General features: G+C 73.0%; 25 protein-coding genes and 1 pseudogene. 11 read left to right on the top strand and 15 right to left on the bottom strand.

The genetic code is table 11. The features are described from left to right. Positions 1 to 374 precede the first annotated feature (374 nt). The 9 genes from ACFV57_RS05685 to ACFV57_RS05645 form a co-directional block, all read right to left on the bottom strand. Positions 375 to 1034 carry a hypothetical protein gene (locus ACFV57_RS05685; protein WP_385226033.1) on the bottom strand — a complete coding sequence of 220 codons (660 nt, stop codon included), beginning with the start codon at positions 1032 to 1034 and terminating at the stop codon, positions 375 to 377. Continuing rightward, positions 1031 to 2152 carry an ROK family glucokinase gene (locus ACFV57_RS05680; protein WP_385226031.1) on the bottom strand — a complete coding sequence of 374 codons (1122 nt, stop codon included), beginning with the start codon at positions 2150 to 2152 and terminating at the stop codon, positions 1031 to 1033. The genes ACFV57_RS05685 and ACFV57_RS05680 overlap by 4 nt, the downstream gene beginning before the upstream one ends. 290 nt (positions 2153 to 2442) lie before the next feature. Further along, positions 2443 to 3396 (bottom strand): ATP-binding cassette domain-containing protein, encoded by a 954-nt coding sequence (locus ACFV57_RS05675; protein WP_385226030.1) that lies wholly within the window; start codon positions 3394 to 3396, stop codon positions 2443 to 2445. Beyond that, on the bottom strand, positions 3393 to 4463 hold the full coding sequence (locus ACFV57_RS05670; RefSeq protein ID WP_385226028.1) for an ABC transporter permease: 1071 nt from the start codon (positions 4461 to 4463) through the stop codon (positions 3393 to 3395). The genes ACFV57_RS05675 and ACFV57_RS05670 overlap by 4 nt, the downstream gene beginning before the upstream one ends. After that, the gene (locus ACFV57_RS05665) at positions 4460 to 5473 is read right to left on the bottom strand and encodes a sugar ABC transporter substrate-binding protein (RefSeq protein ID WP_385226026.1); all 1014 of its coding nucleotides are present in this window, start codon (positions 5471 to 5473) and stop codon (positions 4460 to 4462) included. Before ACFV57_RS05665 ends, ACFV57_RS05670 begins: the two co-directional genes overlap by 4 nt. 124 nt (positions 5474 to 5597) lie before the next feature. Beyond that, positions 5598 to 6617, bottom strand: a complete 1020-nt coding sequence (locus ACFV57_RS05660) for a sugar ABC transporter substrate-binding protein (protein ID WP_385226118.1) — start codon at positions 6615 to 6617, stop codon at positions 5598 to 5600. 123 nt (positions 6618 to 6740) lie between these two features. Continuing rightward, on the bottom strand, positions 6741 to 7514 hold the full coding sequence (locus tag ACFV57_RS05655) for a GntR family transcriptional regulator (RefSeq protein ID WP_385226024.1): 774 nt from the start codon (positions 7512 to 7514) through the stop codon (positions 6741 to 6743). A 97-nt stretch (positions 7515 to 7611) separates the two neighbouring features. Beyond that, positions 7612 to 8448, bottom strand: coding sequence for a transporter substrate-binding domain-containing protein (locus ACFV57_RS05650; RefSeq protein ID WP_385226022.1), 837 nt, complete (start codon positions 8446 to 8448; stop codon positions 7612 to 7614). A 116-nt stretch (positions 8449 to 8564) separates the two neighbouring features. Next, positions 8565 to 9464, bottom strand: a complete 900-nt coding sequence (locus tag ACFV57_RS05645; RefSeq protein WP_385226020.1) for a LysR family transcriptional regulator — start codon at positions 9462 to 9464, stop codon at positions 8565 to 8567. Between the two features lie 108 nt (positions 9465 to 9572). Between ACFV57_RS05645 and ACFV57_RS05640 the strand changes: the two genes are divergently transcribed. Next, positions 9573 to 10916, top strand: a complete 1344-nt coding sequence (locus ACFV57_RS05640) for an MFS transporter (RefSeq protein ID WP_385226018.1) — start codon at positions 9573 to 9575, stop codon at positions 10914 to 10916. 128 nt (positions 10917 to 11044) lie between these two features. Beyond that, positions 11045 to 11503 carry a hypothetical protein gene (locus ACFV57_RS05635; protein ID WP_385226016.1) on the top strand — a complete coding sequence of 153 codons (459 nt, stop codon included), beginning with the start codon at positions 11045 to 11047 and terminating at the stop codon, positions 11501 to 11503. Positions 11504 to 11564: 61 nt separating this feature from the next. Here the strand turns inward: ACFV57_RS05635 and ACFV57_RS05630 are convergent, their stop codons facing one another. The 3 genes from ACFV57_RS05630 to ACFV57_RS05620 form a co-directional block, all read right to left on the bottom strand. Continuing rightward, on the bottom strand, positions 11565 to 12761 hold the full coding sequence (locus tag ACFV57_RS05630) for a cytochrome P450 (RefSeq protein WP_385226014.1): 1197 nt from the start codon (positions 12759 to 12761) through the stop codon (positions 11565 to 11567). A gap of 142 nt (positions 12762 to 12903) precedes the next feature. Next, positions 12904 to 13572: a bifunctional 4-hydroxy-2-oxoglutarate aldolase/2-dehydro-3-deoxy-phosphogluconate aldolase gene (locus tag ACFV57_RS05625; RefSeq protein WP_385226012.1), complete on the bottom strand. Its 669-nt coding sequence runs from the start codon at positions 13570 to 13572 to the stop codon at positions 12904 to 12906. A 387-nt stretch (positions 13573 to 13959) separates the two neighbouring features. Further along, the gene (locus tag ACFV57_RS05620) at positions 13960 to 14400 is read right to left on the bottom strand and encodes a ribonuclease domain-containing protein (RefSeq protein WP_385226010.1); all 441 of its coding nucleotides are present in this window, start codon (positions 14398 to 14400) and stop codon (positions 13960 to 13962) included. A 170-nt stretch (positions 14401 to 14570) separates the two neighbouring features. On the opposite strand from ACFV57_RS05620, the gene ACFV57_RS05615 reads away from it, so the two are divergent. The 5 genes and pseudogenes from ACFV57_RS05615 to ACFV57_RS05595 all read left to right on the top strand — a co-directional run bounded on the left by ACFV57_RS05615 (position 14571) and on the right by ACFV57_RS05595 (position 18883). Then, positions 14571 to 15200, top strand: a complete 630-nt coding sequence (locus ACFV57_RS05615) for a helix-turn-helix domain-containing protein (protein ID WP_385226008.1) — start codon at positions 14571 to 14573, stop codon at positions 15198 to 15200. Positions 15201 to 15220: 20 nt separating this feature from the next. Next, positions 15221 to 15397 carry a DUF6126 family protein gene (locus tag ACFV57_RS05610; protein WP_385226006.1) on the top strand — a complete coding sequence of 59 codons (177 nt, stop codon included), beginning with the start codon at positions 15221 to 15223 and terminating at the stop codon, positions 15395 to 15397. 184 nt (positions 15398 to 15581) lie between these two features. Continuing rightward, positions 15582 to 17495 (top strand): annotated as a pseudogene (locus ACFV57_RS05605) (beta-N-acetylglucosaminidase domain-containing protein); the annotation flags it as partial. Positions 17496 to 17609: 114 nt separating this feature from the next. Continuing rightward, the gene (locus ACFV57_RS05600) at positions 17610 to 18314 is read left to right on the top strand and encodes a transcriptional regulator (protein ID WP_385226004.1); all 705 of its coding nucleotides are present in this window, start codon (positions 17610 to 17612) and stop codon (positions 18312 to 18314) included. A 125-nt stretch (positions 18315 to 18439) separates the two neighbouring features. After that, on the top strand, positions 18440 to 18883 hold the full coding sequence (locus ACFV57_RS05595; RefSeq protein ID WP_385226002.1) for a hypothetical protein: 444 nt from the start codon (positions 18440 to 18442) through the stop codon (positions 18881 to 18883). Positions 18884 to 18936: 53 nt separating this feature from the next. Here the strand turns inward: ACFV57_RS05595 and ACFV57_RS05590 are convergent, their stop codons facing one another. Then, entirely contained in the window at positions 18937 to 19644 is a 708-nt protein-coding gene (locus ACFV57_RS05590; protein ID WP_385226000.1) for an RraA family protein, read from the bottom strand. A 149-nt stretch (positions 19645 to 19793) separates the two neighbouring features. Between ACFV57_RS05590 and ACFV57_RS05585 the strand changes: the two genes are divergently transcribed. Next, positions 19794 to 21191 (top strand): inositol monophosphatase family protein, encoded by a 1398-nt coding sequence (locus ACFV57_RS05585; RefSeq protein ID WP_385225998.1) that lies wholly within the window; start codon positions 19794 to 19796, stop codon positions 21189 to 21191. 50 nt (positions 21192 to 21241) lie between these two features. On the opposite strand, the gene allB is transcribed toward ACFV57_RS05585, so the two are convergent. Next, positions 21242 to 22579: an allantoinase AllB gene (gene allB / locus ACFV57_RS05580; protein ID WP_385225996.1), complete on the bottom strand. Its 1338-nt coding sequence runs from the start codon at positions 22577 to 22579 to the stop codon at positions 21242 to 21244. Positions 22580 to 23019: 440 nt separating this feature from the next. Here allB and ACFV57_RS05575 point away from each other — a divergent pair, with 440 nt between their 5' ends. Further along, positions 23020 to 23823, top strand: coding sequence for an IclR family transcriptional regulator (locus tag ACFV57_RS05575; protein ID WP_385225994.1), 804 nt, complete (start codon positions 23020 to 23022; stop codon positions 23821 to 23823). Between the two features lie 27 nt (positions 23824 to 23850). Here the strand turns inward: ACFV57_RS05575 and ACFV57_RS05570 are convergent, their stop codons facing one another. Next, the gene (locus ACFV57_RS05570) at positions 23851 to 24168 is read right to left on the bottom strand and encodes a DUF5955 family protein (RefSeq protein ID WP_385225992.1); all 318 of its coding nucleotides are present in this window, start codon (positions 24166 to 24168) and stop codon (positions 23851 to 23853) included. 222 nt (positions 24169 to 24390) lie between these two features. On the opposite strand from ACFV57_RS05570, the gene ACFV57_RS05565 reads away from it, so the two are divergent. Beyond that, positions 24391 to 25044 carry an NTP transferase domain-containing protein gene (locus tag ACFV57_RS05565; protein WP_385225990.1) on the top strand — a complete coding sequence of 218 codons (654 nt, stop codon included), beginning with the start codon at positions 24391 to 24393 and terminating at the stop codon, positions 25042 to 25044. Between the two features lie 225 nt (positions 25045 to 25269). After that, the gene (aceB, locus tag ACFV57_RS05560) at positions 25270 to 26898 is read left to right on the top strand and encodes a malate synthase A (protein WP_385225988.1); all 1629 of its coding nucleotides are present in this window, start codon (positions 25270 to 25272) and stop codon (positions 26896 to 26898) included. Positions 26899 to 26985 lie beyond the last annotated feature (87 nt).

Raw genomic sequence — 26985 nt, 5'->3', positions numbered from 1 at the left:
CGCGTGGCAGGCGGCGGACGTGGCGCGGCGGCCCGCGTGACGGGCCGCCGCGTCGCACGGTACGCACGGCGGTCTCCGGTTTCTTGGTCCGGGAAAACGAACCGGCGGGCCACTCCTTGGACGTACGGACAAATCCCGGCCGCGGCGCGGTTGCAGGGTGCCGCCCGGCCTGCATCTCGGCGGGCCGGGAGGGGGCACGGGAAGGTACTCGTCGTACGACGGATGAATTCAGCGGGCGAAAGGTCCGGCGGCGGCGCGCCTCGTCTTCGGCGGCGGGCGCGGTCTCCACGGCCGGTTGGCGGTTTCGCCGACGCGCTGCCGCCGGCCCGCCTGCTCGCGGTACTGCGCCTGCCGCCCGACGGGCGGGGCGGTCCTCAGCGCTTGAAGGCGACCGTGGAGACGACGTAGACCACCGGGTGCTCCGGTTCGTCGAAGTTCACGGTGATGTTCTGGCTCGGGTGCGGGTCCCCGGCCTTGACGGACGTGCCGGCCCACTGGCCGCCGCTCAGGTCCCAGCCGACCTTCGCCGCCTGCGACCCGGTGATGGTGATCTCCCCGTCCTTGAGGGCGTCGCGGCTGGCCCCGGCCCACTTCAGGTAGTGCTCCAGGCCCCATTCGTTGGTACGGAACTGGACGTAGAGGGAGCTGCGGTGCCAGGCGTTGGCCTCGTAGTAGTAGACCGGCGTGGACCCGGCGGGGACCGGGACGTTGTAGATGCGCTGCTGCACCTTGGAGGGGTAGTCGTTGTAGAGGCCGGTGGCGGCGGCCTCCTCCTCCTTGCTCTGGCCGCTGTCGCGGCTCTGCTCGGCGGAGATGACGATGTACCCCGCCGGAATGGCGATCAGCAGGAAGATCACCAGCGCGGTCAGCCAGCGGCGGCGCCGGCTCGCCGGGGGGCGCGCGGACGCGCCGGACCCGGTCACGGGCGCGGTGGGCGGCTCCGGGCGTTCCGGCGCCTCGCGGGCGGCCTGCCCCGGTTCGTGCCGGGCCGGGTCGTGGTCCTCGGTCATGGCTGGGTCGGCCGCCTCCGTCATCGCCGGCCCGATCGTTCGTAGCGCTCATAGCGTTCCACGCGCCGGCGGTTGGCGCGCCGGAAGCGGCGGGCCACCAGGCGCGCCAGGTCGGCGGCGCCGACCATGCCGGCCTCGGGGCCCAGCTGAGCCTTGGCGATACGGGCCTCGGGGCGGTAGCCGCGGCCGGTCAGGGTCCGCCGGAAGGCGTCCCGGGCGGGGCCGATGAGCAGGTCGTCGGCGGCGCTGACGCCGCCGCCGATCACGAAGCAGGAGGGGTCCAGCGCGGCGGCCAGGTTGGCGATGCCGACACCCAGCCACTGGCCGATGTCCTGGAGCAGTTCGACGCACATGGCGTCGCCCTCGCGGGCCAGCTCGGTGATGAGCGGGCCGGTGATGTCGGGGATGCGGCCGCCGACCCGGTCGATGATGTTGTACGCGACCGGGGAGTCCGCGGCGGCCAGCTCGCGGGCCTCGCGGACCAGCGCGTTGCCGGAGCTGTACTGCTCCCAGCAGCCGCGGTTGCCGCACGGACAGCGGTGCCCGGCCGGCACCACCTGCATATGGCCGAACTCGCCGGCCACGCCGTACTTGCCGCGCTTGACCGCCCCGTCCTCCAGGATCGCGCCGCCGATGCCGGTACCGAGCGTGATCATGACGAGGTGGTCCTCGCCGCGGCCCGCGCCGAAGCGCCACTCGGCCCAGGCGGCCGTGTTGGCGTCGTTGTCGACCATGACGGGGACCGCCAGGCGGCCCGCGAGGCGGTCCCGCAGCGGCTCGTTGCGCCAGTTCAGGTGGGGGGCGAACAGGACGGTGCTGCGCTCGGCGTCGACCCAGCCGGCCGCGCCGATGCCCACCGCGTGCACATCGTGCCGGTCGGAGAGGTCCAGCACCAGTTCGGTGATGACGTCCTCGACGACCTTGGGGCTCTTGGACTTGTCGGGGGTCTCGGTACGGACCTTCTCCAGGATCACGCCGTCCGCGTCGACGACGCCGGCCATCACCTTCGTCCCGCCGATGTCGATGCCGACGGTCGGTACGCGGGGCGCGCTCAGGTGGGAGCGCCGCTCGCGGGTGCCCACCGTGCGCAGCACGGTCGCTCTGGCCGATCCTCGGTGCACCCGGTCCCGGTACGTGCTCATCGACCCACCTCTTCGCCGTTGCGGTGGCGGCGGCTGCGTGCTCGCAAGAGTCGTCTCGTCCCTGCGGGTGTCGGGAGGCCGGGGCCTCGGGCGTGCATGGTCCGGTGTCGTGCTCGTTCGGTGCCGTACGGGTACGGGCGCGCTCCCGGAGCCGGGCCCCGGGTGCGCGGAGCCGTGCCGGCGGCGGTGACGTGCACGGTCCGGTGCGATTGTGCCCTAACAGCGGTATGCGGCGCATGGCGGCGCGGGCCCGCCGGAACCCGCGCCGCCGCCCGCGGGCCGCCGTCCGCTCAGTGCGTGGGGTGGCCGCCGAGGTGGCTGGGCTCGGGCGCGCGGGCCAGTTCGTGGCTGAGCTGTTCCAGCTCGCTGCCGCCCGCCATCTGGCGCGTCAGCTCGTCCAGGCCGATCTCGGACCTGGTGTGGCGGCCCGCCATCGTGCCCCGCTTGAGGAGGACGAAACGGTTGCCGACGAGGTAGGCGTGGTGCGGGTTGTGGGTGATCAACACCACGCCGAGCCCGGCGTCCCGCGCGGCCGCGACGTACTTCAGGACGACGCCGGACTGCTTGACGCCGAGCGCCGCCGTGGGCTCGTCCAGGACCAGCACCTTCGCGCCGAAGTAGACGGCGCGGGCGATGGCCACGCACTGCCGCTCGCCGCCGGAGAGGGTGCCGATGGGCTGGTCCACGTCGCGCAGGTCGATGCCCATGCGCAGCAGCTCGGCGCGGGTGGTCTCGCGCATCAGCTGGACGTCGAGCCGCTTGAAGGGGCCGGCGCCCTTGGTGGGCTCGGAGCCGAGGAAGAAGTTGCGCCAGACCGGCATCAGGGGGACCACGGCGAGGTCCTGGTAGACGGTGGCGATGCCGCGGTCCAGTGCCTCGCGCGGGGAGGTCAGCCGGGTCTGCTCGCCCTCGATCGCGAAGCTGCCCGCGTCGTGCTGGTGCAGCCCCGCGATGATCTTGATGAGGGTGGACTTGCCGGCGCCGTTGTCACCGAGCACACAGGTGATCTCGCCCGCGTGCACCTCCAGCGAGACGCCTTCGAGCGCCTTGATGTTGCCGTAGAACTTGCTGACGTCGGTCAGCTCCGCGAGGGGCGGGGCGGCGTCCGCCGCGGGCGGGGCGTCCGCGGCCGGTGCGGCCTCCGGCGTGTCCGCGCGCTCGGCGCCCCCGGCACCCGCCGCGCTCTCCTGGGTGTCCGGAGTCCCGTCCGGGGCTGTGTCCGGGGATTCGTCCGGGGTGCTCATTTCGTCGCCTCCGCCCGCTTGCGGACCCATGCGTTCAGGAGCGTGGCCAGCAGCAGCATCGCCCCGAGGAAGAACTTGTACCAGTCCGGGTTCCACTGCGCGTACACGATGCCCTTGCTGGCCATGCCGAAGATGAAGGCGCCGACGGCGGCGCCGATCGCCGAGCCGTAGCCGCCGGTCATCAGGCAGCCGCCGACCGCGGCCGCGATGATGTAGAGGAACTCGTTGCCGACGCCGTCGCCCGACTGGATCGCGTCGTACGAGAACAGCAGGTGCTGCCCGGAGATCCAGGCCGCCAGCGCCACGCCCATGTACAGGCCGATCTTGGTCTTGGTGACCGGGACGCCGACCGCCCGCGCGGCGTCCGCGCCGCCGCCCACCGCGAAGATCCAGTTGCCGACGCGGGTGCGCAGCAGAATCCAGGTGGCGAGCGCGACCAGGCCGATCCACCACAGGATCGTGACCTGGATGTCCACGCCGCCGAGGCTCAGGTGGGACGCGAAGAGGGTGCGGGCGGAGTCGAAGCCCTCCATGTCGGCGATGGACTTCGTCGAGACGGTGCCGCTGATCAGCTTGGTGAAGCCCAGGTTGAGGCCGGTCAGCATGAAGAACGTACCGAGCGTGATGATGAAGCTGGGCAGCTTCGTGCGGGTCAAAAGGAAGCCGTTGAAGACCCCGATGGCCAGGGTGACCAGCAACGACACCCCGACGCCCACCCAGACGTTCGCCGTCATCTGATAGCTGAACATCGACGAGACGAGCGCCGAGCTGACGACCATGACACCGGCCGACAGGTCGAACTCGCCGCCGATCATCAGCAGCGCCACCGGCACGGCCATGATGCCGATCGTCGACGACGCGTACAGCACGGTCGAGAGGCTGGACGCCTGGAGGAAGGTGTCGGCGGCGAAGGAGAAGAAGAGGAAGACCGCCACGGCGCCGACCACCGCGCCCAGCTCGGGGCGGCTCATCAGGCGGCGCGCCGGTGACCGGTGCACCAGCCGTTCGTCCGGCCCGCCGCCGGGCTGCGGCCCGCTGTCCCGCACGGGTGTGTCCGCGGTGCTCATCGGGTCCCCCGCTTCGTGTACTCCTGCAGGGCCGCCGCGTCCTTCTTGGTGATCACCTGGGGTCCGGTGAAGACCGGCTTGCCGCCACCGAGGACGTCGGCGTTGTACTTGTAGAGCCACAGCAGGTCGACGGCCTGGTAGCCCTGGAGGTAGGGCTGCTGGTCGACGGCGAAGCCGAGGGAGCCGTCCTTGAGGCCGTCGGCGACCTTGGCGTTCAGGTCGAAGGTGTCGATCTCGGCGTCGCTGCCGGCCTGCTCCCTGGCCTTGACGGCGGTCGGCGCGAACGGCGCGCCCAGGGTCACCACGGAGTCGATGCCGCGGTCCGACTGGAGCTTGGCCTCGATGGTGGACTGGACGTCGGGCATGTTGGTGCCCTCCACGTACAGCTTCTGCATCTCGCCCTTGAAGGTCTTCTTCGCGCCGTCGCAGCGCTGCTCGTGGCCGACGTTGCCCTGCTCGTGCAGGACGCACAGCGCCTTCTTGCGGCCCCGCTCGTTCAGCTCCTCGCCGACGGCCTCACCGGCCACGGTCTCGTCCTGGCCGACGTGGGTCAGGGCGCCGAACGCCTTGGACGCCTCGGCCCCGGAGTTCACGGTGATCACCGGGATACCGGCCTTCTCGGCCCGCGCGACCACGTCCTTCATGGCGTCGGGCTTGGCGAGCGTGACGATCAGCCCGTCCACCTTCTGGTCGATGTAGGACTGCACCAGCTGGCTCTGCCGCTGTGCCTCCTTGTCGTGCCCGTAGACGAACTTGATGTTGTCCTTGAGGGCGGCCTGCTGGGCGCCGTTCTGCACGATGTCCCAGAAGGTGTCGCCATCGCCCGAGTGGGTGACCATCGCGAAGGTCCACCTGGGGGTGTTGACGGCCGCCTTGCCGCCGGCGGTCTGGGCGGCGCGTGCTTCCTCGGCGCGCTTGCCGCCGGTGCTGCTGCACCCCGCCAGGGACGCGGCGACCACCGCTGCCAGCACCGCGGTCACCGCGCGTACCCCTGTCCGAACCCTTGCCACGAGGTCGTGCCCTTCTCGTTGCTGTCGTTGCTGTCACTGTGCGCCGTGGGCGCTGTGCCGGGTTTGGGCCGAAAATGATCGGTCCCGGCCGCCCAAGTATCCGTTACGCCTGTTCCGCGTGAGGTCATCGGGTCCCGCGCCCGGTGTACTCCACCAGCTTCGGTACGTCCTTGCCGGTGACGATCGCCGGGCCGGTCAGCACCGGCTTGCCGCCGCCGAGGACGTTGCCGTTGGCCCGGTGCAGCCACAGCAGGTCCACCGCCTCGTACCCCTGAAGGTAGGGCTGCTGGTCCACGGCGAAGTCGATGTCCTTCTTCTTGAGGAGCCCGACCACCGACGGATTCAGGTCGAAGGTCCCGATCCGCGCCGTGCTGCCGGCCTCGTCGCGGGCCTTGACGGCGATCGCGGCCATCGGCGCGCCGAGGGTGACGACGGAGTCGATGCCGCGGTCCGACTGGAGCCCGGCCTGTACGGAGGACCGGGAGGCCGGCGCGTTCGTCCCGTCGACGTTCAGGTTCTCCACCCGGCCCGAGAAGCTCGCGCGGACCCCGGCGCAGCGGTCCTCCAGGGAGACGTTGCCCTGCTCGTGGACGACGCACAGCGCCTTCTTCCGGCCCCGCCGGTTCAGCTCCTCGCCGACGGCGCGGCCCGCGACGGTCTCGTCCTGCCCGATGTGGGTCAGGGCGCCGTACGCGGCCGAGAACTGTCCGCCGGAGTTGATCGTGATGACCGGGACGCCCTGGGCGACGGCCTTGCGGACGACGGCCGCCAGCGCCTGCGGCTTGGCGAGGGTGACGATCAGCCCGTCGACCTTCTGGTCGAGGTAGGACTGCACCAGCTCGGCCTGCCTGCCGCCCTCCTTGTCGTTGGCGTACAGGAATTTCACGTTGTCCTTGGCGGCGGCCTGCTCGGCGCCGTTGCGCACGATGTCCCAGAAGGTGTCGCCCTCGCCCGAGTGGCTGACCATGCCGATGGTGCTACGGGGCGTGTCGACGGGCCGGCCTCCGGGGGCGCTCGCCTTGTCCTGCGCCTCCTTGCCACCGGAGCCGCTGCATCCCGCGGCGAGCGCGAGGACCATGCCGACGGCCGCCGCGGTGCCGGTGGCGCGGCGCTCGGTGGTACGGGTCTTGCGCACGGTACGCATCATGGGACCGCCCTCTCTCCCGCGCCGCCCGACTGCGGCTGGAGGAGTTCTAGCGGCGGGCGCCGAGCCCCGTCAATACTTTGTCAGAACATTCTGACCCGACCCGGGGCCGGCGCGGCGGCCTCAGGGCCGTACGAGCAGCTGGAAGTCGAAGGCGTACCGCGAGGCCCGGTAGACGTGCGAGCCGAACTCGACCGCGCGGCCGGTGTCGTCGAAGGTCGTACGCTGCATCGTCAGCAGCGGGGCCCCCTCGGGCTCGCCGAGCCGCCCGCCCTCCTCGGCCGTCGCGGCGCGCGCGCCGACGGTCTGGCGGGCGCTGTGCAGCGTGATGCCGGCCGCCCGCATCAGGCGGTACAGGCCGGTCTCCTCCAGCTGTGCGGTACCGAGGTCGAGGAGTCCGACGGGGAGGTGGTTGCGCAGGTGGGCGACGGGCTCACCGTGCGTGAGCCGCAGCCGCTCCACGAGCGCGACCTCGGCGCCCTCCGCGACGCCGAGCGCGGCGGCGATCTCGGCGGTGGCCTCGGTGGTGGTGTTGAGGAGCACGCGGGTGGCGGGCTTCTGCCCGGCTGCCTCCAGGTCGTCGTAGAGGCTGCTCAGCTCCAGGGGGCGCTTGACCTGGCTGTGCACGACCTGCGTGCCGATGCCGCGGCGCCGCACCAGCAGCCCCTTGTCCACCAGCGACTGGATGGCCTGGCGGACGGTCGGCCGGGACAGCCCGAGGCGCCCGGCCAGCTCGATCTCGTTGCCGAGCAGGCTGCCCGGGGCCAGCCTGCCGGTCTCGATGGCCGCCTCCAGCTGCTGGGACAGCTGGAAGTACAGCGGGACCGGGCTGCTCCGGTCCACGCTGAACTGGACGGGGCTCTCGGCGCCCTCGGAGTCTGTATCGCGTTTCCCCACGGCTGGGAGCGTAACCGGCGGAGAAGATGACGGGAAGTCCGGAGGTCACATTGTCCGGACAATCACCACCAGGCCTGGTACGTACCCGTCCCGTGGATCACCTGGTCATCCAGGCGTCCTCGTACTTCTTGTACGTGCCGTCGTGTGTCGCCAGGTGGACCCACTGGTCGACGTACTCCTTGAACTCGGTGTCGGCGCGCGGTACGGCGTAGGCCTTCTCGGAGAAGGTGAAGGGCCGGTCCGGATGGACCGCGCACAGTTCGGGATGGATCGTGGACTGGTAGCGGGTCTCGCTCGCGTCCGTCATCATCACGTCCGCGCGGCCGGCGATGATCTCGTCGAAGACGGTGGTGTTGTCGGGGTGCGGCTTGATGGTCGCGTGCTTGATGACGGAGCGGGTGAACTGCTCGTTGGTGCCGCCGGGGTTGACGACGACGGTGGTGCCCGGCCGGTCGATCTGCCGCAGGGTGCGGTACTTGTCCTGGTCCGCGCAGCGCACGATGGGCGTCTTGCCGTCGGTGCGGGTGGGCTCGCTGAAGGCCGCCTCGCGGGCACGCGAAAGCGTGATCGACACACCGCCCATGGCGATGTCGCAGCGCCCCGCCGCCAGGTCGCCGACCAGTTTCGCCCAGGTCGTGGCCACGTACCGCGGCTCGGCGTCCAGGCTCTCGGCCAGATCGCGCGCCATGGAGATGTCCACACCGCTGTACGCCCCGGTCGCCGGGTCGCGGTGGGTGAAGGGGCGGTAGTCGCCGGTGGTGCAGACGCGGAGGATGCCACGGCGGGGAACGGTGTCGAGGAGGGTGGCGGGACGCGCCGAGGGGTGCGCGGCGGCGGACGGCCGGTCGGGGCGGGCCACCGGGGCGGTCGTCGGTGCGGCGGCGGTGAGGGCGAGTGCGCAGGTCAGGACGGAGAGGGCGGCGGCGCGGCGCATGGGGCGGCTCCTGTACGCGGCGGGGCGTGGGCAACGGGCGGACCGGGCCGTCAGCGTGGCAGAGGGCGGGACGGGAGTGAAGGGCGTGACCGGCTGGTGGGACGGCCGACGGGCCGTCACCCCGCGTCAGGGGCCCAGTGTTCGCGGGCGATACCGGCGAGGGCGGTGAGGACGGCGGTCGGGTGGCGCTCCCGGTGCCGTACGAGGTGGACGCCGAGCGCGGGCCGGTACGTCCACGGCAGCACGGCCACCTCGCCGCGCGCCGTCTCGTCCGCCACCGCGACGGCGGGCAGCAGCGCCACACCGAGCCCGGCCGCCGCGCAGCGCTTGAGTGCCTCCACGCTCAGGAACTCCATCACGGCGGGCCGGATGCCCGCCGACCGCAGTTCCCGGTCCATCAGCTCGCGCTGGGCGCAGGTGTGGTCCATCAGCAGGAGGGTCTGTTCGGCCAGGTCGGCGGTACGGACCCGGGCGCGGCGGGCGAGCGGGTGGCCGGGGTGCGCGGCCAGGACCATCGGTTCGTCCGTGAGGCGTTCGGCGAGCGCGACCGGGTCGCGCACGGACTCCTCCAGCAGGAATCCCGCGTCCAGGGTGCCGTCGCGGAGACTGGTCAGCAGCGTCGTCCTGCTGTCGGGGCCGAAGACGACGCGCAGCAGGGGGAATCGGTCCTGGAGCGTGCGCAGTACGGGCGGCAGGCGGTACGCGCACAGCGTCTCGGGGGCGGCGATGCGCAGGGTGCCGCGGACCTGGTCCGGGTCGTCCGCGCCGCGTACGGCCTCCCGGGCCTCGTCCGCGTACGCGAGCATCCTGCGTGCGTGACCGCGCAGTTCGCGCCCGGCGTCGGTGAGGGTGACGCGCCGGCCGAGCCGGTCGAAGAGGTGACTGCCGAGGTCCTTCTCCAGCGCCTTGATCTGGGCGGTGACGCTGGACTGGACATAACCGAGTTCCTGGGCGGCGCGGGTGAAGCTCAGGTGCCGGGCCACGGCCAGGAAGGTCGTCAGGTGCTTCAGCTCCATGAACCGGATCGTAGGGCCCGGCGGACGGCCTCGGATCGGCTGCGGCGATGCGATGGATCACAAGCGTTCGTTGGACGCGATGCTCGCGGGGGCCGTAGAACGGCAGGCATGGCTGCGTTCACCTCCCTCTTCGTGTCCCGGCGGCGGCCCGGTCCGGCAGGCCGCGCCCGACGGCCCGCCCAGGGCCTGGCCGGGCGGGACTTCCTGCTCCTGCTGCTGGCGACCCTCGGCACGTTCGCCAACTACGCCCCCATGCTGACCGTCGTCCCGCTGTGGACCGCGCGGGGCACGGCGGGCGAGGGCGGGGCGGGCGCGGCGACCGCCGTCACGATGGCGGCGACCGTGGCCGTACAGCTGTGCATGGGGCGGCTGACCCGGCGCTTCACCCTGCGCCACCTGCTGTGCGCGGGTGCCCTGCTGCTCGGGCTGCCGACGTTCGGCTACGCGCTGTCGTCCGGGCTCGGGTGGGTGCTGGCGGTCTCGGCCGTACGAGGGGTGGGCTTCGGCGTGGTGGCGGTGACGGGCAGCGCACTGGTCGCCGAGCTGGTGCCGCCGGAGCAGCGGGGACGGGCCGTCGGCTGGTACGGCGTCGCGGTGGGGCTGCCCCAGGTGGTCGTTCTGCCGCTGGGGGCGTGGCTCGCCGGGAACGGGAATTTCGGCGCGGTCTTCGCGGCGGCGGGCGTGCTGAGCGTGGTGGCCGCGCCGCTGGTGCTGGCGATGTCCGGGCGGCCCGCGGCGCCCGCGGAGCAGCCCGGGCCGGTGTCCCGGCCCGCTTCGGCGGCGCCGTCGGTGGCGCCGTCGGTGGCGCCGTCGGTGGCGCCGTCGGTGGCGCCGTCGGTGGCCAGGAACTACGGTCCGCTGCTCCGGCCGGCACTCCTGCTGGCCGCCGCTTCGGTCGCGCTCGGCGGGCTCACATCCTTCCTGCCGTTCGTGCTGGCCCGCCCGGCCCTGGCGCCCACCGCGCTGCTCGTGCTCTTCGTCGCGATGATCGCGGGCCGGTGGGCGGCGGGGGTGTGGAGCGACCGGCGGGGGCCGGGGCGGCTGGTGCTGCCCGCCGCCGCGGTCTGCGCGCCGGCCGTCGCGGTCCTCGCGCTGACGGCCGGCCAGGAGGGCACCGTGCCGGTGGCGCTCGCGATGGTGGCGCTGTTCGGGCTGGCGGACGGCGCCCTGCAGAACGAGACCCTGGTGCTCATGTTCCGGCGGTCGGGGCCGGACGGCGGCGGCGCGGCGGGCACCGCGTGGAACATGGCCTACGACGGCGGCACCGGGCTCGGCTCGGCCGGTGTCGGCCTGGCCGCGCCCTGGCTGGGGGCCGGTGGCGCCTTCGGCGCCGTCGCGGTACTGATCGCGCTCACCGTCCCGGCCGGTGCACCGCTGCGGCCCGGAGGGCGGGCGCGGCGGGCATGCCGGGGCGGTACGCCCGGTGGCGCACCACCGCGCTCGCACCCGTGACCGAACAGTCCGCGCCGTAGTCGGCTTGGCTGCATTTGCCCCTGCGTGCCGGGCGGCAAAGGTGGGAAGCCTGTGCTGGTTGCGTGCAGTCGTCGCTCCACGCGTTCCGTGAGAGAGGACATCCGTCCATGGCTCCGATCCCGGTCAAGCCCGGCAAGTACAAGATCCACGCGCACATCATCGGCCCCGGCAGCCTGCTGACGGCCACCGAGTACGCGGTCAAGCACGGTGCTCCCGTCATCACCGACCGCTTCAACCCGCTCCCGATCGAGCAGGAGTGGATCATCGACCACCTCGAGGCCGGGCAGGAAGCCCAGACCGGATCGCCGTACGTGATCCACCTCGCCTACCACCCGGCCGCGGGCCTCGTCGTGCCCGAGGACAAGGTCTTCGTCAACAGCGTGCCGCGCGCCGAGTGGTCGCAGTTCTCCTTCGACCAGGTCATCGGCGGCGTCAAGATCCTGTCGGACAAGGGGCTCGCCCTGCGTGCCGGACACCGCGGCGCGCAGATCACCCTCGTACCGCCGAAGCCCGAGTTCCAGGAAACCTGGACCTTGGAGTACGTGGGCCCGATCCCGACGGAGTAGTGGTCACACCGGTGCGGGGCCGCCGCTCACGCGGGCCCCGCACCTTTGCGAACAGCACAACCTAGCGCCAGCGCACCGGCAGGTGGTGGGGGCCGCGGATCGTCATCCCCGGGCGCCAGGTCAGCGCCTCGTTCTCGACGTCGAGCGCCAGGTCGGGGCAGCGCTCCAGGAGGGTGCGGACCGCGATGCGGCCCTCCATACGGGCGAGCGGGGCGCCGAGACAGAAGTGGATGCCGTGGCCGAAGGCGATGTGGCCGCGCGTCTCGCGGGTGATGTCGAAGGTGTCGGGGGCCGTGAAGCGCTCGGCGTCCCGGCCCGCCGCCGCCAGTGAGACGACAACGACCTCGCCGGCCGGGATGACCGTGCCGCCGATTTCGACGGGTTCGGCGGCGAACCGGAAGGTGGCGTTCTCCACGGGGCCGTCGTAGCGCAGCATTTCCTCCACGGCGTTGTCCAGGAGGGAGAAGTCGGCGCGCAGGGCGGAAAGTTGCTCGGGGTGCTGGAGCAGCGCGCGTGTGCCGTTGGCTATCAGGTTGACGGTGGTCTCGTGGCCCGCGACCAGGAGCAGGAAGGCCATGCCGACAAGTTCCTGGCGGGAGAGCTGGTCGCCGTCCTCGTCGCTGGTGCGCACCAGCGCGCTCAGCAGGTCCTCGCCCGGCGACTGCCGCTTGGCCTCGATCAGGACGTCCAGATACGCGGCCATGTCGCGGGCGGCCGCCATCGACGCTTCCTGACTGGTCGGCGAGACCAGCTCGTTGGACCAGACGCGGAAGGTGTCCCGCTCGATGTCGGGCACGCCGAGCAGTTCGCAGATCACGGTCATCGGGAGCGGGAAGGCGAGCGCCTCGACGAGGTCGGCGCGGTCTTCGGGCGCGGCCAGCATGGCGTCCAGAAGGTCATCGGTTATCTGCTGGACGCGGGGGCGCAGCGCCTCGACGCGGCGGGAGGTGAACTCCCGGGCCACCAGCTTGCGCAGCCGGGTGTGCTGTGGCGGGTCGGCGTCGAGCATGTTCATCAGCTGCCACTCGTCCTCCTCGGGGCCCAGGACGGGGGCGGCGGCGTGGGACCAGTCCTTGGCCAGCCGGGGGTCGGCCAGCGCGGCCCGCGCTTCCTCGTGCCCGACGACGAGCCACACGTCCATGTACTCGGGGATGCGGACCCGGTGGACCGGGCCCTGGGCGCGCAGCTTGGCGTAGTACGGATGCGGGTCGGTGACGAAGTCCGGGCCGTACGCGCCCAGGTCGATGATTTCCGGCATGGTCCTGTCCGCCCCTCGTAGGCATTTCCGTCACCGTACGTACACCGCGGGCGGGCGGCATCGGCCCCACGGAGGAGCCGGGTGACCCCACGTCATCCGTGGGGAGTGCTTCACCTGCGGTATCCGGGCGGGCGGGGCGGCCTCAGAGATCGTAGAGGCCCGGCGTCCCCGGTCCGGCGGGCGGCTGCGGCGCGGCATCCGCGAGGCGGGCGAGCAGGTCGGTGGCGCGCTTGGCGACCGTCTCGCGGTCGCCTTCCGAGAGCGCCGAGCCCATGCCCACGGCCACCGCGCCGGCGGCTATCCACTCGGGCGCGCTGTCCACCGTCACGCCGCCGGTCGGTAGCACCGGCGCCTGCGGCAGTGCGGCGCGGACGTCGCGGAGCCAGTCCGGGCGGTGGGCGGAGGCGGGGAAGAGCTTGAGCGCGTCGGCGCCCAGCTCCAGGGCGCGCACCATCTCGGTGGGGGTGGCGACGCCGGGGAAGACCGGGACGCCGTAGCGGTGGCCGGTGCGGATGACCTCGGCGTCCAGGCTGGGCGAGACCAGGAAGCGGGCGCCGGCGTCCACGGCCATCCGGGCCGAGACGGCGTCCAGGACCGTGCCGGCGCCGATGACGGCGTCGTTGCCCAGCTCACGGCTGAGGGTGGTGACGGCCTCCAGCGCGAACGGCGTCGTCAGGGATATCTCCAGGCTGGTGATCCCGGCGGACAGCAGGGTGTCGGCGGTGGCGCTGGCCTCGTCGTAGGTCTCGCTGCGGACGACGGCGAAAACGCGCTGCGCCAGAGCGGCCCGGGTGATCTCCCAGCGGTACACGGCAGTTCGCCGCCTTCCTTGTCTCAATCGACTGAAAACCCCGTCGCCGCGCCCCCGCGGAACAGCCGGGCACACGGCGCCTCCTGGGCCGTGCCGCGCCGCAGGTGACCACCTCCTGGTCCCTTTGCCACCGTTGCCCGCCCATTCGTCGTTTCTACCGAAACGCTACCGGGGACCACTGACAATCCTCTCGCGGGGGTGTGTTCCGGTGCCCGCCGAACGCCGGGAACCGACCGGGCGGAAGGGCCGCGGCACCGGCGGTGACGGCTTCCGGGCCGGGCCGCCCCGGCCCTCGCCGACCGGGAATGTCGGCCACTGCGGCGCCAAACGCGGCGGCGGAGGCCGGGGAAGCGCCCCGCCCTCCGCCGCGCCGACCGGATGATCGTTTCAGCAGCTCCGGTCGACCAGGTCGAACGACTTGTAGTGGTCGGCGGTGTAGTAGTCCTCGTTCTTCTTCTCACCGGTCACGATGCGCCGGGCCCCGCGGTCCGGGGAGCCCGGCGTCTTCACGGTGTACTCGTGGTAGTAGCCCTTGCCCTGGGCGGGGAGGATGCCTTCCCGGTTGCTGAAGACCGTCCCGTCCTTCGGGTACGGGAAGGGGCCGCCCTTGGCGATCAGGTGCAGGGTGTCGTGGGCCTGCGAGGGCAGCTTCGAATAACAGATGTCGCCGACCGACGCGACGTGCGCGGCCGGGCGGGCGGTGGCCGTGTGCGCCACGGGGGCGGCGGCCGTCGTGGGTGTGGCGGCGACGGCGGGCCCGCCGACGAGCAGGGCCGACGCGAGGGCGCCGACGGCGCCGAACCGGGTGATGCGTGGGGGGATCTTCATGGACCCAGCATGACGCGCGTAGACAGGTACCTGTCAATGCCAAGGAGCGGATGTTTCCCACGAGTTCACCGGAGGGCGCACGGACGGGCGAGCGATATGTCCCGGAAGCAGTGACTTGCCTGTGAGGCAAAACTTTTGCCCGAGAGGCGAAAGCTGGCTATACCGGATACATGAGCGACACCGCTGCCGGGCCCGCCCCGGGCGACCTCCCCGACGAGCTGCCCTCCGTCGCGCCCCGGCTGCGCGAGCTGCGGCGCCGTACCGGCCTCACGCTGGAGACGGCCGCCCGGCGGGTGGGACTGTCGCCCGCGCACCTGTCCCGGCTGGAGACCAACCAGCGCCAGCCGTCGCTGCCGATGCTGCTGGCCCTGGCCCGGATGTACGGAACAACGGTATCCGATCTGCTCGGCGAGACGGCGCCGGAGCGGGACCCGATCGTGCGGGCCGGCCGCGCCGAGCCGTCCGAGGCGGGCGGCTGGACGTACTGGACGCTGGGCGGCGCCGGGCGGGCCATGCAGGCGCTGCGGGTGCACGTACCGCAGCGCGCGCAGGGCGACCTGGTGCGGGTGCACCCGGGCGAGGAGTGGCTGTACGTCCTCAAGGGGCGGCTGCGGCTCACGCTCGGCGAGACGGCCCACGTCCTGGACCCCGGCGACGCGGCCCACTTCGACTCGCTGACCCCGCACCGCATCGCCGCCGCCACACGCGGGGGCACGGAGCTGCTGTTCGTCCACACGCTGCTGCAGAGCGGCGCGGCCGAGCTGTGCCTCGGCGACAACGCACCGCGCCGCGGCCTGTGACCGAGGAAGGAACCTCTGCCATGTCCGACGACCCGACCCCCCAGGCCGCCCCCGCGACGTCCCCCGCCCCCGCGCGGAAGTACGTGGAGAACAAACCGCCGCGGGGCGTCTACGTACGCGTCTTCATCTACGTCGTGGCCACCCACGTCCTGCTGGCCTTCATGAGCATCATCTTCATCATCGCGAAGAACCGCTGAGGGGGCCGTGACGGGCGGGCCGACTCGTACACCCTGAGCCGGAACGTCCATCCACCCGGCGCAAAAATCCATTGTCCTCCGCCGGTGCCGGGTGAACCCTGCTGTCGCCCGGCGCACACGCACCACGCCGGTTCGCGCACCACGCCGGTTTCGCGCACCTCGTCGTACCGAGGAGGACCGAACGATGCACCGTACGCGCACCGCGGCCACCGCCGCTCTCGCCCTGGCCCTGGCCGTCGCCCCCCTGACCATCCCGCCCGCCGCCGCCTCCACCGGCCCCGGCGGCGGCCGGGACAGACCGGCGGCCGGCGGGGCCGCCATCACCCCGGCCCCGCAGTCCGTCCGTGCCCTGGGCGGCCGGGTCACCATCACCCCGACCGTCACCGTCGTGGCCGGACCGCAGGCGGACGGACCGGCGCTGGAGGTCGTCGAACGGGCGCTGGAACGGGCGGGCGCCGACCGGGTCGTACGGGCGGCGCGGGCGCCCGGCGGCCGGAACCTGACCGTGTACGTGGACGGCGCGGGCGCCGCGCGGACCCTGGCGGACCTCGGCGCGCGGGGCACAGCCGGGCTGCCCGCCGAGGGGTACGCCCTCGCCGTCGGCGGCGGACGGATCGCGCTGGCCGGCGCGGACGCCACCGGCACGTACTACGCCGCCCAGACGCTGCGCCAACTGCTCCCGCGCCGCGACCGCCCCGGCGCCCGGGTCCGCGCCACCGCCGTACGCGACTGGCCCGCCACCCCGCTGCGCGGCGTCATCGAGGGCTTCTACGGCACCCCCTGGTCCCACGCCGCGCGCCTGGACCAGCTCGACTTCTACGGCGCGCACAAGATGAACACCTACGTCTACTCGCCCAAGGACGACCCGTACCTGCGCGAGAAGTGGCGCTCGCCCTATCCGGCGGACCGGCTCGCGCAGATCAAGGAGCTGGTGGACCGCGCGCGGGCCCGCCATGTGGAGTTCAGCTACGCGCTCTCCCCCGGCCTGTCCGTCTGCTACGGCTCGGACGCCGACCTGAAGGTGCTGACCGGCAAGTTCCAGGCGCTGTGGGACATCGGTGTACGGACCTTCGCGGTGCCGCTGGACGACATCAGTTACACGGACTGGAACTGCGCGGCGGACAAGGAACGTTTCGGCACGGGCGGTGCCGCCGCCGGGGCCGCCCAGGCGCACCTCCTCAACCGGGTGAACCGGGAGTTCGTCGCCCCGCGCCGGGACGAAGGGGCGCAGCGGCTCCAGATGGTGCCGACCGAGTACTACGACGTGCGGGCGACGCCCTACAAGGCGGCACTGCGCACGAAGCTGGACCCGGACGTGCTCGTGGAGTGGACCGGGGTGGGCGTGATCGCGCCGGTCATGACCAACGCGCAGGCGGACGCGGCCCGGCAGGTCTTCGGGCACCCGATCCTCACCTGGGACAACTATCCGGTCAACGACTACGTCACCGACCGGCTGCTGCTCGGGCCGTTCAGCGGGCGGGAGCGGGGACTGCCCGGACGGCTCGCCGGGATCACGGCCAATCCCATGATCCAGCCCGCCGCCTCCAAGATCGCCCTGTACACGGTGGCCGACTACGCCTGGAACGACCACGCCTACGACGCCCGCGCCTCCTGGACCGCGGCGCTCCGGGAGCTGTCCGGCGGCAGCCCGCGCACCGAGCGGGCCCTGCGCGCCTTCGCCGACGCCCACTACGGCTCCGCCCTCAACCCCCAGCAGTCCCCAGAGCTCGCCGCCGCGATACGGCGCTTCCGGGACGGCGGCAGCGCGGCGCGCCTGGACGCGGCGCTGCGCGAACTCCAGCAGGCACCGGCCGTACTGCGCGCTTCCCTGCCCGACCGTGGCTTCGTCGCCGACAGCGAGCCCTGGCTCGACGCGACGGCCGCGTGGGGCCACGCGGCCCGCACGGCACTGCGCATGGTCCAGGCGTCCCGTACGGGCGACGAGGCGACGGCGCAGCGCCTGCGCGCACAGCTCCCGGCGCTGGTCGCGGAGGCGAAGTCGCACGTCTACGTCGACATGAAGGGCAAGCGCGTGCCGGTCCTCGTCGCGAACGGCGTGGTGGACACCTTCGTCGCGGACGCCATCGCCGAACAGGACGGCCGTGCGCGGGGAGCGTCCCCCTCGCGCTGACCGTGTCGGCCTCCCCGTACGGGCCGTGCGGCGCTCTAGACTTGCCGGTGCGCACGAGACCGCACGCGGGGAGGCCCGATCATGGCCCGTGAGAACGACGCGTCCGCCTCGGGCAGGCCGGGAGCACCCGGGGCGCCCACCGCCGAAGACCTCCTGGAGTCCGCGGTACGCGAACTGGCGCCCGGCGCGGCGGGCAATCCCCTGGTCGCCCGGATCGCCGCGGGCGAGGCGCCGCGCGAGGTGTTCGCGGTGCTGGCCCTCGAACAGCACCAGATCATCGCCTCGGACCGGCGCAGCTTCCGCCACCTGGCGCGGCGCGCCGACGGCGACCCGCCGGTGACGGCCTTCTTCGAGGCGCTGGCCGAGGGCGAGTCGATGGCGCTCGGCGCGCTGGGCGGCCTCGCGGACGCCTGCGGGCTCGGCGCCGGCGCCGTACGGGACTACGAGCCGCGGCCCGGGTGCCAGGCGTATCCGTCGTATGTGGCGCGGCTGGCGCTGGACGCCGAGCCCGTCGACGTGGTGATCGCCCTGAGCGCCAACTTCGCGGCCTGGGGCGGATATTGCGCCACCGTCGCGCACGCGCTGCGTACCCGCTACGCCTTTCCCGGCGCGGCGTGCGCGTTCTTCGACTTCTTCGCCGAACCCGCCGCGGAACTCACCGCACTCGCCCGCGCCGCCGTCCGGTACGGCCTCGACACGTCGCGGGTGACGCCCCGCCTCGCGCACCGTTACGGCCGGCTGCTCCAGGCGTACGAGCTGATGTTCTGGACGGCCCTCGCGGAATGACCGCCAGCGCCCGGCGCACCGCGGCACCTGTGAGAACAGGGAACTTCATTTTTTCCAATGCCCCTTAGCACCAGGCGTTTTCCCTGTCAGAATGACCGCTCATGTCCACGGGTCAGGGGAGAATCGTGAACCACCGCACCACCATTGCCGTGTCCGCCGCTCTCGTCGCCGCCGCGGGGCTCACCGCGTGCGGAGGCGGCGCCAAGAGCGAGAACCGGCCGGCCGCCGCGGCCACGGGCGCCGGTACCGCGTCGGGGGACGCGGCGCCGTCCAAGGCCATCGAGGACGCGGAGCAGCGCCTCGGAATTCCCCCGAAGCCGAACGCCGCGACACAGGCGCGCTACATAGCCGCCCTGGACGCGATTTCCCGGGACATCGTGAACGGCAAGCCGGAGCGCGCGGTCAGCCGCGGCAGAAGCACCTGCGGCTCGATCCACTCCTTCCCGAAGGACCACGCCAAGCAGGTGGACCTGACGCGGCAGCGTTTCTCGGGGGCCACGCAATTCGACGCGGCGCAGTCGGAGAAGATTCTGCAGGCCGTGCACACCCATCTGTGCCCGAAGAATTAGCGGCGGCGGCGCTTTCGCACCGCTGGTGTTCCCGGCGCCCGCGTGCGGAGCCGTCATTCCTCAACGGCCCCGCCCACCGCGCGCAGATGGTCGCGGAATGTCAGTGCGGGGTTCTGCCGGCGCCCGGCGAGATAGGCGGCGAAGTCCAGCTGCCGGCGCAGCGGCACCCCGGCCCGGATGCGGTCGGCCTGGCGGCGTTCGGTGTCGCGGATCGTCTCCGCGCACGTGAGGAGTCCGGCCGCGTCGGCGGCGGGCAGGAAGAGCACGCCGTCGTCGTCGCCCAGCACCAGGTCCGCGGGGCCGACCGTCCACTCCCCCACCGCGGCGCTGTCCAGGGCGCCGTCCGGGCGGGCGTCCAGGCGCAGCGGGCCGGTCGGGGTCGCGCCCAGGCTGAAGACCGGCAGCCCGATCTCGCGCAGGTCGGCGGTGTCGCGGTGCAGGCCCCAGACGACGATGCCGGCGAGCCCGGCGGCGCTGGCCTCCAGGGCCACGAGGTCGCCGACACAGCTCTCGTCGGTCCGGCCGCCGTTGTCGGCCACCAGCACGTCACCGGGGGCGGCGGCCTCCAGCGCTTCGAGGAAGACATCGACACTGCCCGCGTGCCGGGCGGGCAGCACCCGGCCGGCGAGCCGGCTGCCCGGCGTCAGGGCCCGCAGCGGCGGGGGCGCGCAGCGCACCGGCGTCCGGGTGCGCAGACACGCGTCCGCGAGGTGGGCCGTGGTCAGCGTCGCGAAGCGCCGTAGCAGCTCTTCGTGTTCCATGCCGCTCCTCCCCAGGGCGAGGCAGGCGCCCGGTGACGTCCGGCACCCGGCGCACCGGGCCGCACGGACTCCGGGGACGGTGCCACGTGGACTCCGTAGACAGTAGCGCCGCCGCACCGGCCCGGGAGGGCCTGTGGCAGGCTCGGGCCATGGATCTTGCCACCGAAGCCCCGCCCGTCTCCCCGGAATTGTTCGCGTTCACCGTCCGGCTCGCCACACGCGCCGGGCGGCTGGCCGCCGAGGGTTTCCACGGTGACCTGACGTCCGAACGCAAGGTGGACGGGACCGAGGTGACCTCGGTGGACCTCGCCGTCGAGGACCTCGTACGCAAGGAACTGGCCGCCGCGTTCCCCGCGGACGCGGTGCTCGGGGAGGAAGCCGGGCCGCGGGCCGGGACGTCCGGGCGGCGCTGGGTGATCGACCCCGTGAACGGGACCCGGCAGTTCACCGACCGGGTGCCGACGTTCTCCTGCGACCTGGCGTACGAGGACGAGCACGGGCCCGCGATCGGTGTGGTGCACCTCCCGATGAGCCGTCAGACGGTGGCGGCCGGTCGCGGCCTCGGCTGCTGGCTGCTGCCCGGCGAGGACCCGGACCCGCTGGAGGCGCTGCGGACGGGCCACGGGCGGCTGCGCGCCGGCGGCCGGACGGAGCTGAGCGGCGCCAGGACGCAGGCGCACAACATCGCGGGGTGGCCGGAGTCGCTGCTGACGGCGCTGCACCGGAGGGTGCTGCTCGTACCGACCGGCGGCGGTGTGGTGGACGTCCTCGCCGGGCGGGCGGACGCCTGGGTGATCGCGGGCCCCGCGATGGCATATCACGATCTCGCCCCGCTGCCGGTGATCGTCGCGGAGGGCGGCGGCCGGATCACGGATCTTACCGGCGCGCCCGTCCTGGCGGGGGACGGCTCGGTGCTGATCACGAACGGGGCGCTGCACGACGCGTTCCTGGAGGTCGTGGCGGAGTCCGGGGAGAGCCATGAAGCGCGGGCCCTGCTGGTCGACGCCCATCCGGGGTGGGCGGCCGAAGGGGTCTCGCTCACCGGGGAGTTGCTGTCCGCGCTCGCGCCGGTGGCCACGCGCGCCGAGCACATCGGCAGCACGTCCGTCCCCGGGATGGCGGCCAAGCCCGTCTTCGACCTCCAGGTGAGCGTGACGGACCTGGCGGCGGCCGACGCCGCGTTCGACGCTCCGCTGGCGGCACGGGGCTTCGTCCGCTCACGGCACGAGCGGGACCACGTACCGGCGGGCCGGGACGACGATCCGGCCCGCTGGGCGAAGCGGCTGTGGACGCGGCGCGGCGGGCCCGGACCGGACGTCAACCTCCATGTCCGGTGCGCGGGTTCGCCGAACGAGCGGCTGGCCCTGCTGTTCCGCGACTGGTTCCGGGCGCACCCCGGGGCGGTCCCGGCGTACGCCCGCTTCAAGCGCGAACTCGCCCACCGGACGGCGGACATCGGCAGCTACGCGGAGGTCAAGGACCCGGTCGTGGACCTGGTGGCCGAGGTCGCGGAGGCGTGGGCGGCGGAAACCGGCTGGCGGCCCTGAGGGCGCGCCGGGCGCCGCACGGCGGCCGTCCCGGCACGTTCCCCGGCATCTTACGGCCGTCGGTCCAGCAGTTCCCCCGACGCCGCGGTCAGCGTCCCGCCGTCGTTGATCCGCCGGCCGCGCAGCCAGGTGGACCGTACGACGCCGTGCAGCGTCCGTCCCGCGTATGCCGTGATCTTGTTGCGGTGCTGGAGCCCGGCCGGGTCCACGGTGAACGTCGCCTCCGGGTCGAGCACCGCGAAGTCCGCGTCCCGGCCCGGCGCGACGGCGCCCTTGTGGTGCAGGCCGACGAGCGCGGCCGGGGCGGTGGCCATCCAGCGGGCGACGTCCTCCAGGGTGTGGCCGCGCCCGCGGGCGGCGGTCCAGACGGCGGGCAGACCGAGCTGGAGGGAGGAGATGCCGCCCCAGGCGTCGCCGAAGTCCGGGGTCTTCAGGTCGGCGGTGGACGGCGAGTGGTCGGAGACGACGCAGTCGATCGTGCCGTCGGCCAGGCCCCGCCACAGCGCGTCCTGGTTGGCCGCCTCGCGGATCGGCGGGCAGCACTTGAACTCGGTGGCGCCGTCCGGGATCTCCTCGGCGGTCAGGGTCAGGAAGTGCGGGCAGGTCTCGACGGTGATCCGTACCCCTTCGGCGCGGGCGCCGGCGATCAGCGGCAGCGCGTCCGAGGAGGACAGGTGCAGTATGTGCACCCGCGCACCGGTCTGCCGGGCGAGCGCGATCAGCCCGGCGACGGCGTCGTTCTCGGACGCCCGGGGGCGGGAGGCGAGGAAGTCGGCGTACTTGGGGCCGTGCGGCTGCGGTGCGGCGGCCAGGTGGCCGGGGTCCTCGGCGTGCACGATCAGCAGGCCGCCGAAGCCGGCGATCTCGCCGAGCGCGGCGGCCAGCTGCGCCTGGTCGAGCTGCGGGAACTCGTCCACGCCGGACGGGGACAGGAAGCACTTGAAGCCGAAGACGCCCGCGTCGTGCAGGGGGCGCAGGTCCTTGACGTTGCCGGGTACGGCGCCGCCCCAGAAGCCGACGTCGATGTGCGCCTTGGAGCGGGCGACCTCACGCTTGGTGTGCAGGTTCGCCTCGGTGGTGGTCGGCGGCAGGCTGTTGAGGGGCATGTCGACGAGGGTGGTGATGCCGCCGGCCGCCGCCGCGCGGGTGGCGGTCCAAAACCCCTCCCACTCGGTGCGTCCGGGGTCGTTGACGTGTACGTGGGTGTCGACGAGGCCGGGCAGCAGCGCGTCGTCGCCGAAGTCCTCGACCCGCGCCCCGGCCGGTGCGGGGGCGTCGTGCGGGAGCAGCTCCGCGATCTTGCCGTCCCGTACGGCGACGGCCGCCGCGCGCGTCCCCTGCGGGGTGACGACGCGCGTGGAGCGCAGCACCAGATCGATCCCGGACACCCGGTCTCCCTCCTCGTGTACGGCCCGTGGGCTTCCGCACCACGGAATTCAACTTTCTGTTGAAGGAGTCTTCCTATGGGTCCGCACCCCGTCAAGACCCCTCTTCCCGCGCCGCCGTGGCACGGATCGCGCCGGTCGAGAAAACCGCGCGCGCGGATTGCTTGACGGGAAAACAGCCTCCATGGGCGATTGGAGGATTCCACAGAATGGATACGAAGTTCCGCTCAGCAGAACGTAGCTATGGCCAGTGGCCGGGCCGGGGTGATCGCGGCTAGCGGCCGGGCACGGCCGGAGCACGGGCCCTGACCGGCCAGAACGAGTGTGCGACAGGCGGTGTGTCCGGCAGCGGAGACCGGTAGGCTTCTGCGGGTCGGTCCCGGCACCCGTACACCCAAGCCCTGCGCCGAGCCCGCCACCACCCGCCCCGAAAGGAACGCGTCGTGCCGCCGTCCAGCGCCAGCACTTCCGCCGCCGCAGCCAAGCCCGCAGCCGCCGGCGGTGGCGTCCAGTCCCTTGAGCGCGCCTTCGACCTGCTGGAGCGGATGGCCGACGCCGGTGGCGAGGTCGGCCTGAGCGAGCTGTCCACGAGCAGCGGGCTGCCGCTGCCGACGATCCACCGGCTGATGCGCACCCTCGTCGCCTGCGGCTACGTCCGCCAGCAGCCGAACCGCCGGTACGCGCTCGGCCCCCGGCTGATCCGCCTCGGCGAGAGCGCCTCGCGCCTGCTCGGCACCTGGGCCCGGCCGTATCTGGCACGCGCGGTCGAGGAGACCGGCGAGACGGCCAACATGGCGCTGCTCGACGGCGACGAGATCGTGTACGTGGCGCAGGTGCCGTCCCGGCACGCGGTGCGGATGTTCACCGAGGTCGGCCGCCGGGTGCTGCCGCACTCGACGGGCGTGGGCAAGGCGCTGCTGGCGGGCCATCCGCCGGAGGAGGTGCGCGCGCTGCTCGGCCGTACGGGCATGCCCGCCGCGACCGAGAAGACCATCACCGACCCGGACCGCTTCCTGAACGCCCTCGAAGAGGTGCGCGCACTCGGGTACGCGATGGACGACAACGAACAGGAGATCGGCGTCCGGTGCATCGCGGTGCCGGTACCCGACTCCCCCACCGCGGCGGCCATCTCCATCTCCGGCCCGACCGGCCGGGTGACCGAGGCGTCGATCGACAAGATCGTGCCGGTGCTCCAGGAGATCTCGGCCGAGCTCTCGGTGGCGCTGGCCAACCAGAACCCGGCGTAGCACCGCGGCGCGGACCCCGGCCGGGGATCAGAAGCGGCGCGGCACCTCCCCGTACAAGCCGATCAGCTCGCGCAGGTCCGTGAGCGCGGGCGCCAGCGCGCTGACCGAGCCGACCGCGCCCGCGATCAGCAGCAGGGAGCGGCGCAGCCGGGAGACCTCGGGGTCACCGGCGCTCACCACGGCGTACAGGGCGGCCAGTTCGTCGTCGGCGGTCGCACGATCGGGCAACTCCGCCGGGTGCAGCGCCAGTTCCCGGCGCAGCCGGGCCACCGCGCCGCACAGGGCGACGGCCCGCGGATCGCCCCCGGCTCCTGCGAATCGCCTGTACTTCTGCCTCTGCTCCACAACTACGGCACCCTCCAAGGCCGTTGACCCGCTCCGCGATGCGGGCCAGTTAACGCCACCCTGCGCGGTCCGCGCCACACGGAGAGCGAAATCAGGATCACCGAATTCCGACGCGCGCCGGGCGCCGTCCTGCGATACGGTCCTTGGTCCGGCCCCGCCCCCGCCCGCCACGCCGGACCCCGCACCGCTCCGCCGCGCCCCGTCATGAGGTAAGCAGGCCCCATGGCACACACCCCCTCCGCCGCTTCTTCCGCCCACCGCCCGGTCGCCGGGCTGCTGCTCGCCGCGGGCGGCGGGCGGCGGCTGGGCGGCCGCCCCAAGGCCCTGCTGGACTTCCGCGGCCGGCCGCTGGTCGAGAACGCGGCCCGGGTGCTGCGGGAGGGCGGCTGCGATCCGGTGCACATCGTGCTGGGCGCGGCGGCCGGCACCGTACGGGAGCGGGCCGACCTCGCGGCGTACGTGACGGCCGAGAACCCGGACTGGACACAGGGCATGGGCTCCTCGCTGCGCGTCGGACTGGCCGCCCTGGCGGACTCCGGTGCGGGCGCGGTGCTGGTCTCGCTGGTGGACCAGCCGGGCATCGGCGCGGCGGCGGTGGCGCGCGTGATCACCGCGTACGAGGGCGGGGCCGAGCTGGTCGCGGCGGCGTACGGCGGGCGGCGCGGGCATCCGGTGCTGTTCGGGGCCGGGCGGTGGGCGGCGGTCGCGGCCGGCGCGGCCGGGGACCGCGGGGCGCGCGACTATCTGCGCGAGCACGAGGACGCCCTCACGCTCGTCGAGTGCGCGGACGTGGCCGAGCCGTACGACATCGACACGCCGGGGGACCTGTTCCGCCTGGCGTCGCCGGGCGCGCCGCGGGCAGGCGAGGGGCGGTGACCGCGGTGGCACTCGGAGTCATCCGGCCGCCGCTTCTGTCGACGGAGAGAATCTCGACGTCAACAAACCATTGAAGTTCCGCGATAAGGAAACTACTCTCCACTGGTCAGAAGCGCCCTGAACCCCTACGGCGCCCGCCACCGCCGGCCGCGGCCCACGGCACCCCGTGCCGCGCACCCGCCCCGGCGGCCGCCCGGGCACCGCCGCTGAATGGAGTGACAGCTCATGTCCGCACCAGCGCCGTCCCCGCTGGCCATCGTCGACGTCGACCCCGGCAAGGCCCCCGCCCGCCAGGACGAGATCCTCACGGAGGCCGCGCTCGCCTTCGTCGCCGAACTCCACCGCCGGTTCACCCCGCGCCGCGACGAACTGCTCGCCCGCCGCGACGCGCGCCGCGCCGAGATCGCCCGCACCAGCAGCCTGGACTTCCTGCCGGAGACCGCCCCCGTCCGCGACGACGACAGCTGGCGCGTCGCCCCGGCGCCCGCCGCGCTCGACGACCGCCGGGTGGAGATCACCGGGCCCACCGACCGCAAGATGACCATCAACGCGCTCAACTCCGGCGCGAAGGTCTGGCTCGCCGACTTCGAGGACGCCTCCGCCCCCACCTGGGAGAACGTCATCGGCGGCCAGGTGAACCTGATCGACGCCTACGAGCGCCGGATCGACTTCACCGACCCGGGCAGCGGCAAGTCCTACGCCCTCAAGCCGGCCGAGGAGCTGGCGACCGTGGTCGTGCGCCCGCGCGGCTGGCACCTCGACGAGCGCCACCTCCGGCTCGACGGCACACCGGTCCCCGGCGCCCTGGTCGACTTCGGCCTGTACTTCTTCCACAACGCCCAGCGCCTGCTGGACCTCGGCAAGGGCCCGTACTTCTACCTGCCGAAGACCGAGTCGCACCTGGAGGCCCGCCTCTGGAACGAGATCTTCGTCTTCGCGCAGGACTACCTGGGCATCGCGCAGGGCACCGTCCGCGCCACGGTCCTCATCGAGACCATCACCGCCGCGTACGAGATGGAGGAGATCCTCTACGAGCTGCGCGACCACGCCTCGGGCCTGAACGCGGGCCGCTGGGACTACCTGTTCTCCATCGTGAAGAACTTCCGCGACGGCGGCGAGAAGTTCGTGCTGCCGGACCGCAACGCGGTCACCATGACGGCGCCCTTCATGCGCGCCTACACCGAACTCCTCGTCCGCACCTGCCACAAGCGCGGCGCGCACGCGATCGGCGGCATGGCGGCGTTCATCCCCAACCGCCGCGACCCGGAGGCCAACGAGACGGCGCTCGCCAAGGTCCGCGCGGACAAGGACCGCGAGGCCGGCGACGGCTTCGACGGCTCCTGGGTCGCCCACCCCGACCTGGTCCCGGTCGCCCGCGCGTCCTTCGACGCGGTCCTCGGCGACCGGCCGCACCAGAAGGACCGGCTGCGCGCGGACGTGTCGGTCTCGGCCGCCGACCTCATCGCCGTCGACTCCCTCGACGCCAGGCCCACCTACCAGGGGCTCGTGGACGCGGTCCGGGTCGGCACCCGCTACATCGAGGCGTGGCTGCGCGGCCTCGGCGCGGTCGCCATCTTCGGCCTGATGGAGGACGCGGCGACCGCCGAGATCTCCCGGTCGCAGATCTGGCAGTGGGTGGACGCGGGCGTCGTGTTCGAGAACGGCGAGAAGGCCACCGCGGACCTGGTCCGTAAGATCGCCGACGCGGAACTGGCCGCGCTGCGCGCCGAGATCGGCGACGAGGCCTTCGCCGCCGGCAAGTGGCGGCAGGCCCACGACCTCCTGCTGAAGGTCTCCCTGGACACCGACTACGCGGCGTTCCTGACCCTGCCCGCCTACGAGCTGCTGGACTGAGCGGCGCCGTGTACGCCTGCCTGTAGGCCTGCGTACGGGTCCGACCGGCAGCCCGTCCGGGGAACGCCGTTCTGTTTGAACGGCGTT

The sequence above is a fragment of the Streptomyces sp. NPDC059788 genome (assembly GCF_042732265.1).
Lineage (GTDB): Bacteria > Actinomycetota > Actinomycetes > Streptomycetales > Streptomycetaceae > Streptomyces.
Note: the sequence above shows the minus strand (reverse complement) of the source record. Positions and strands in the feature narration are given on the sequence as shown.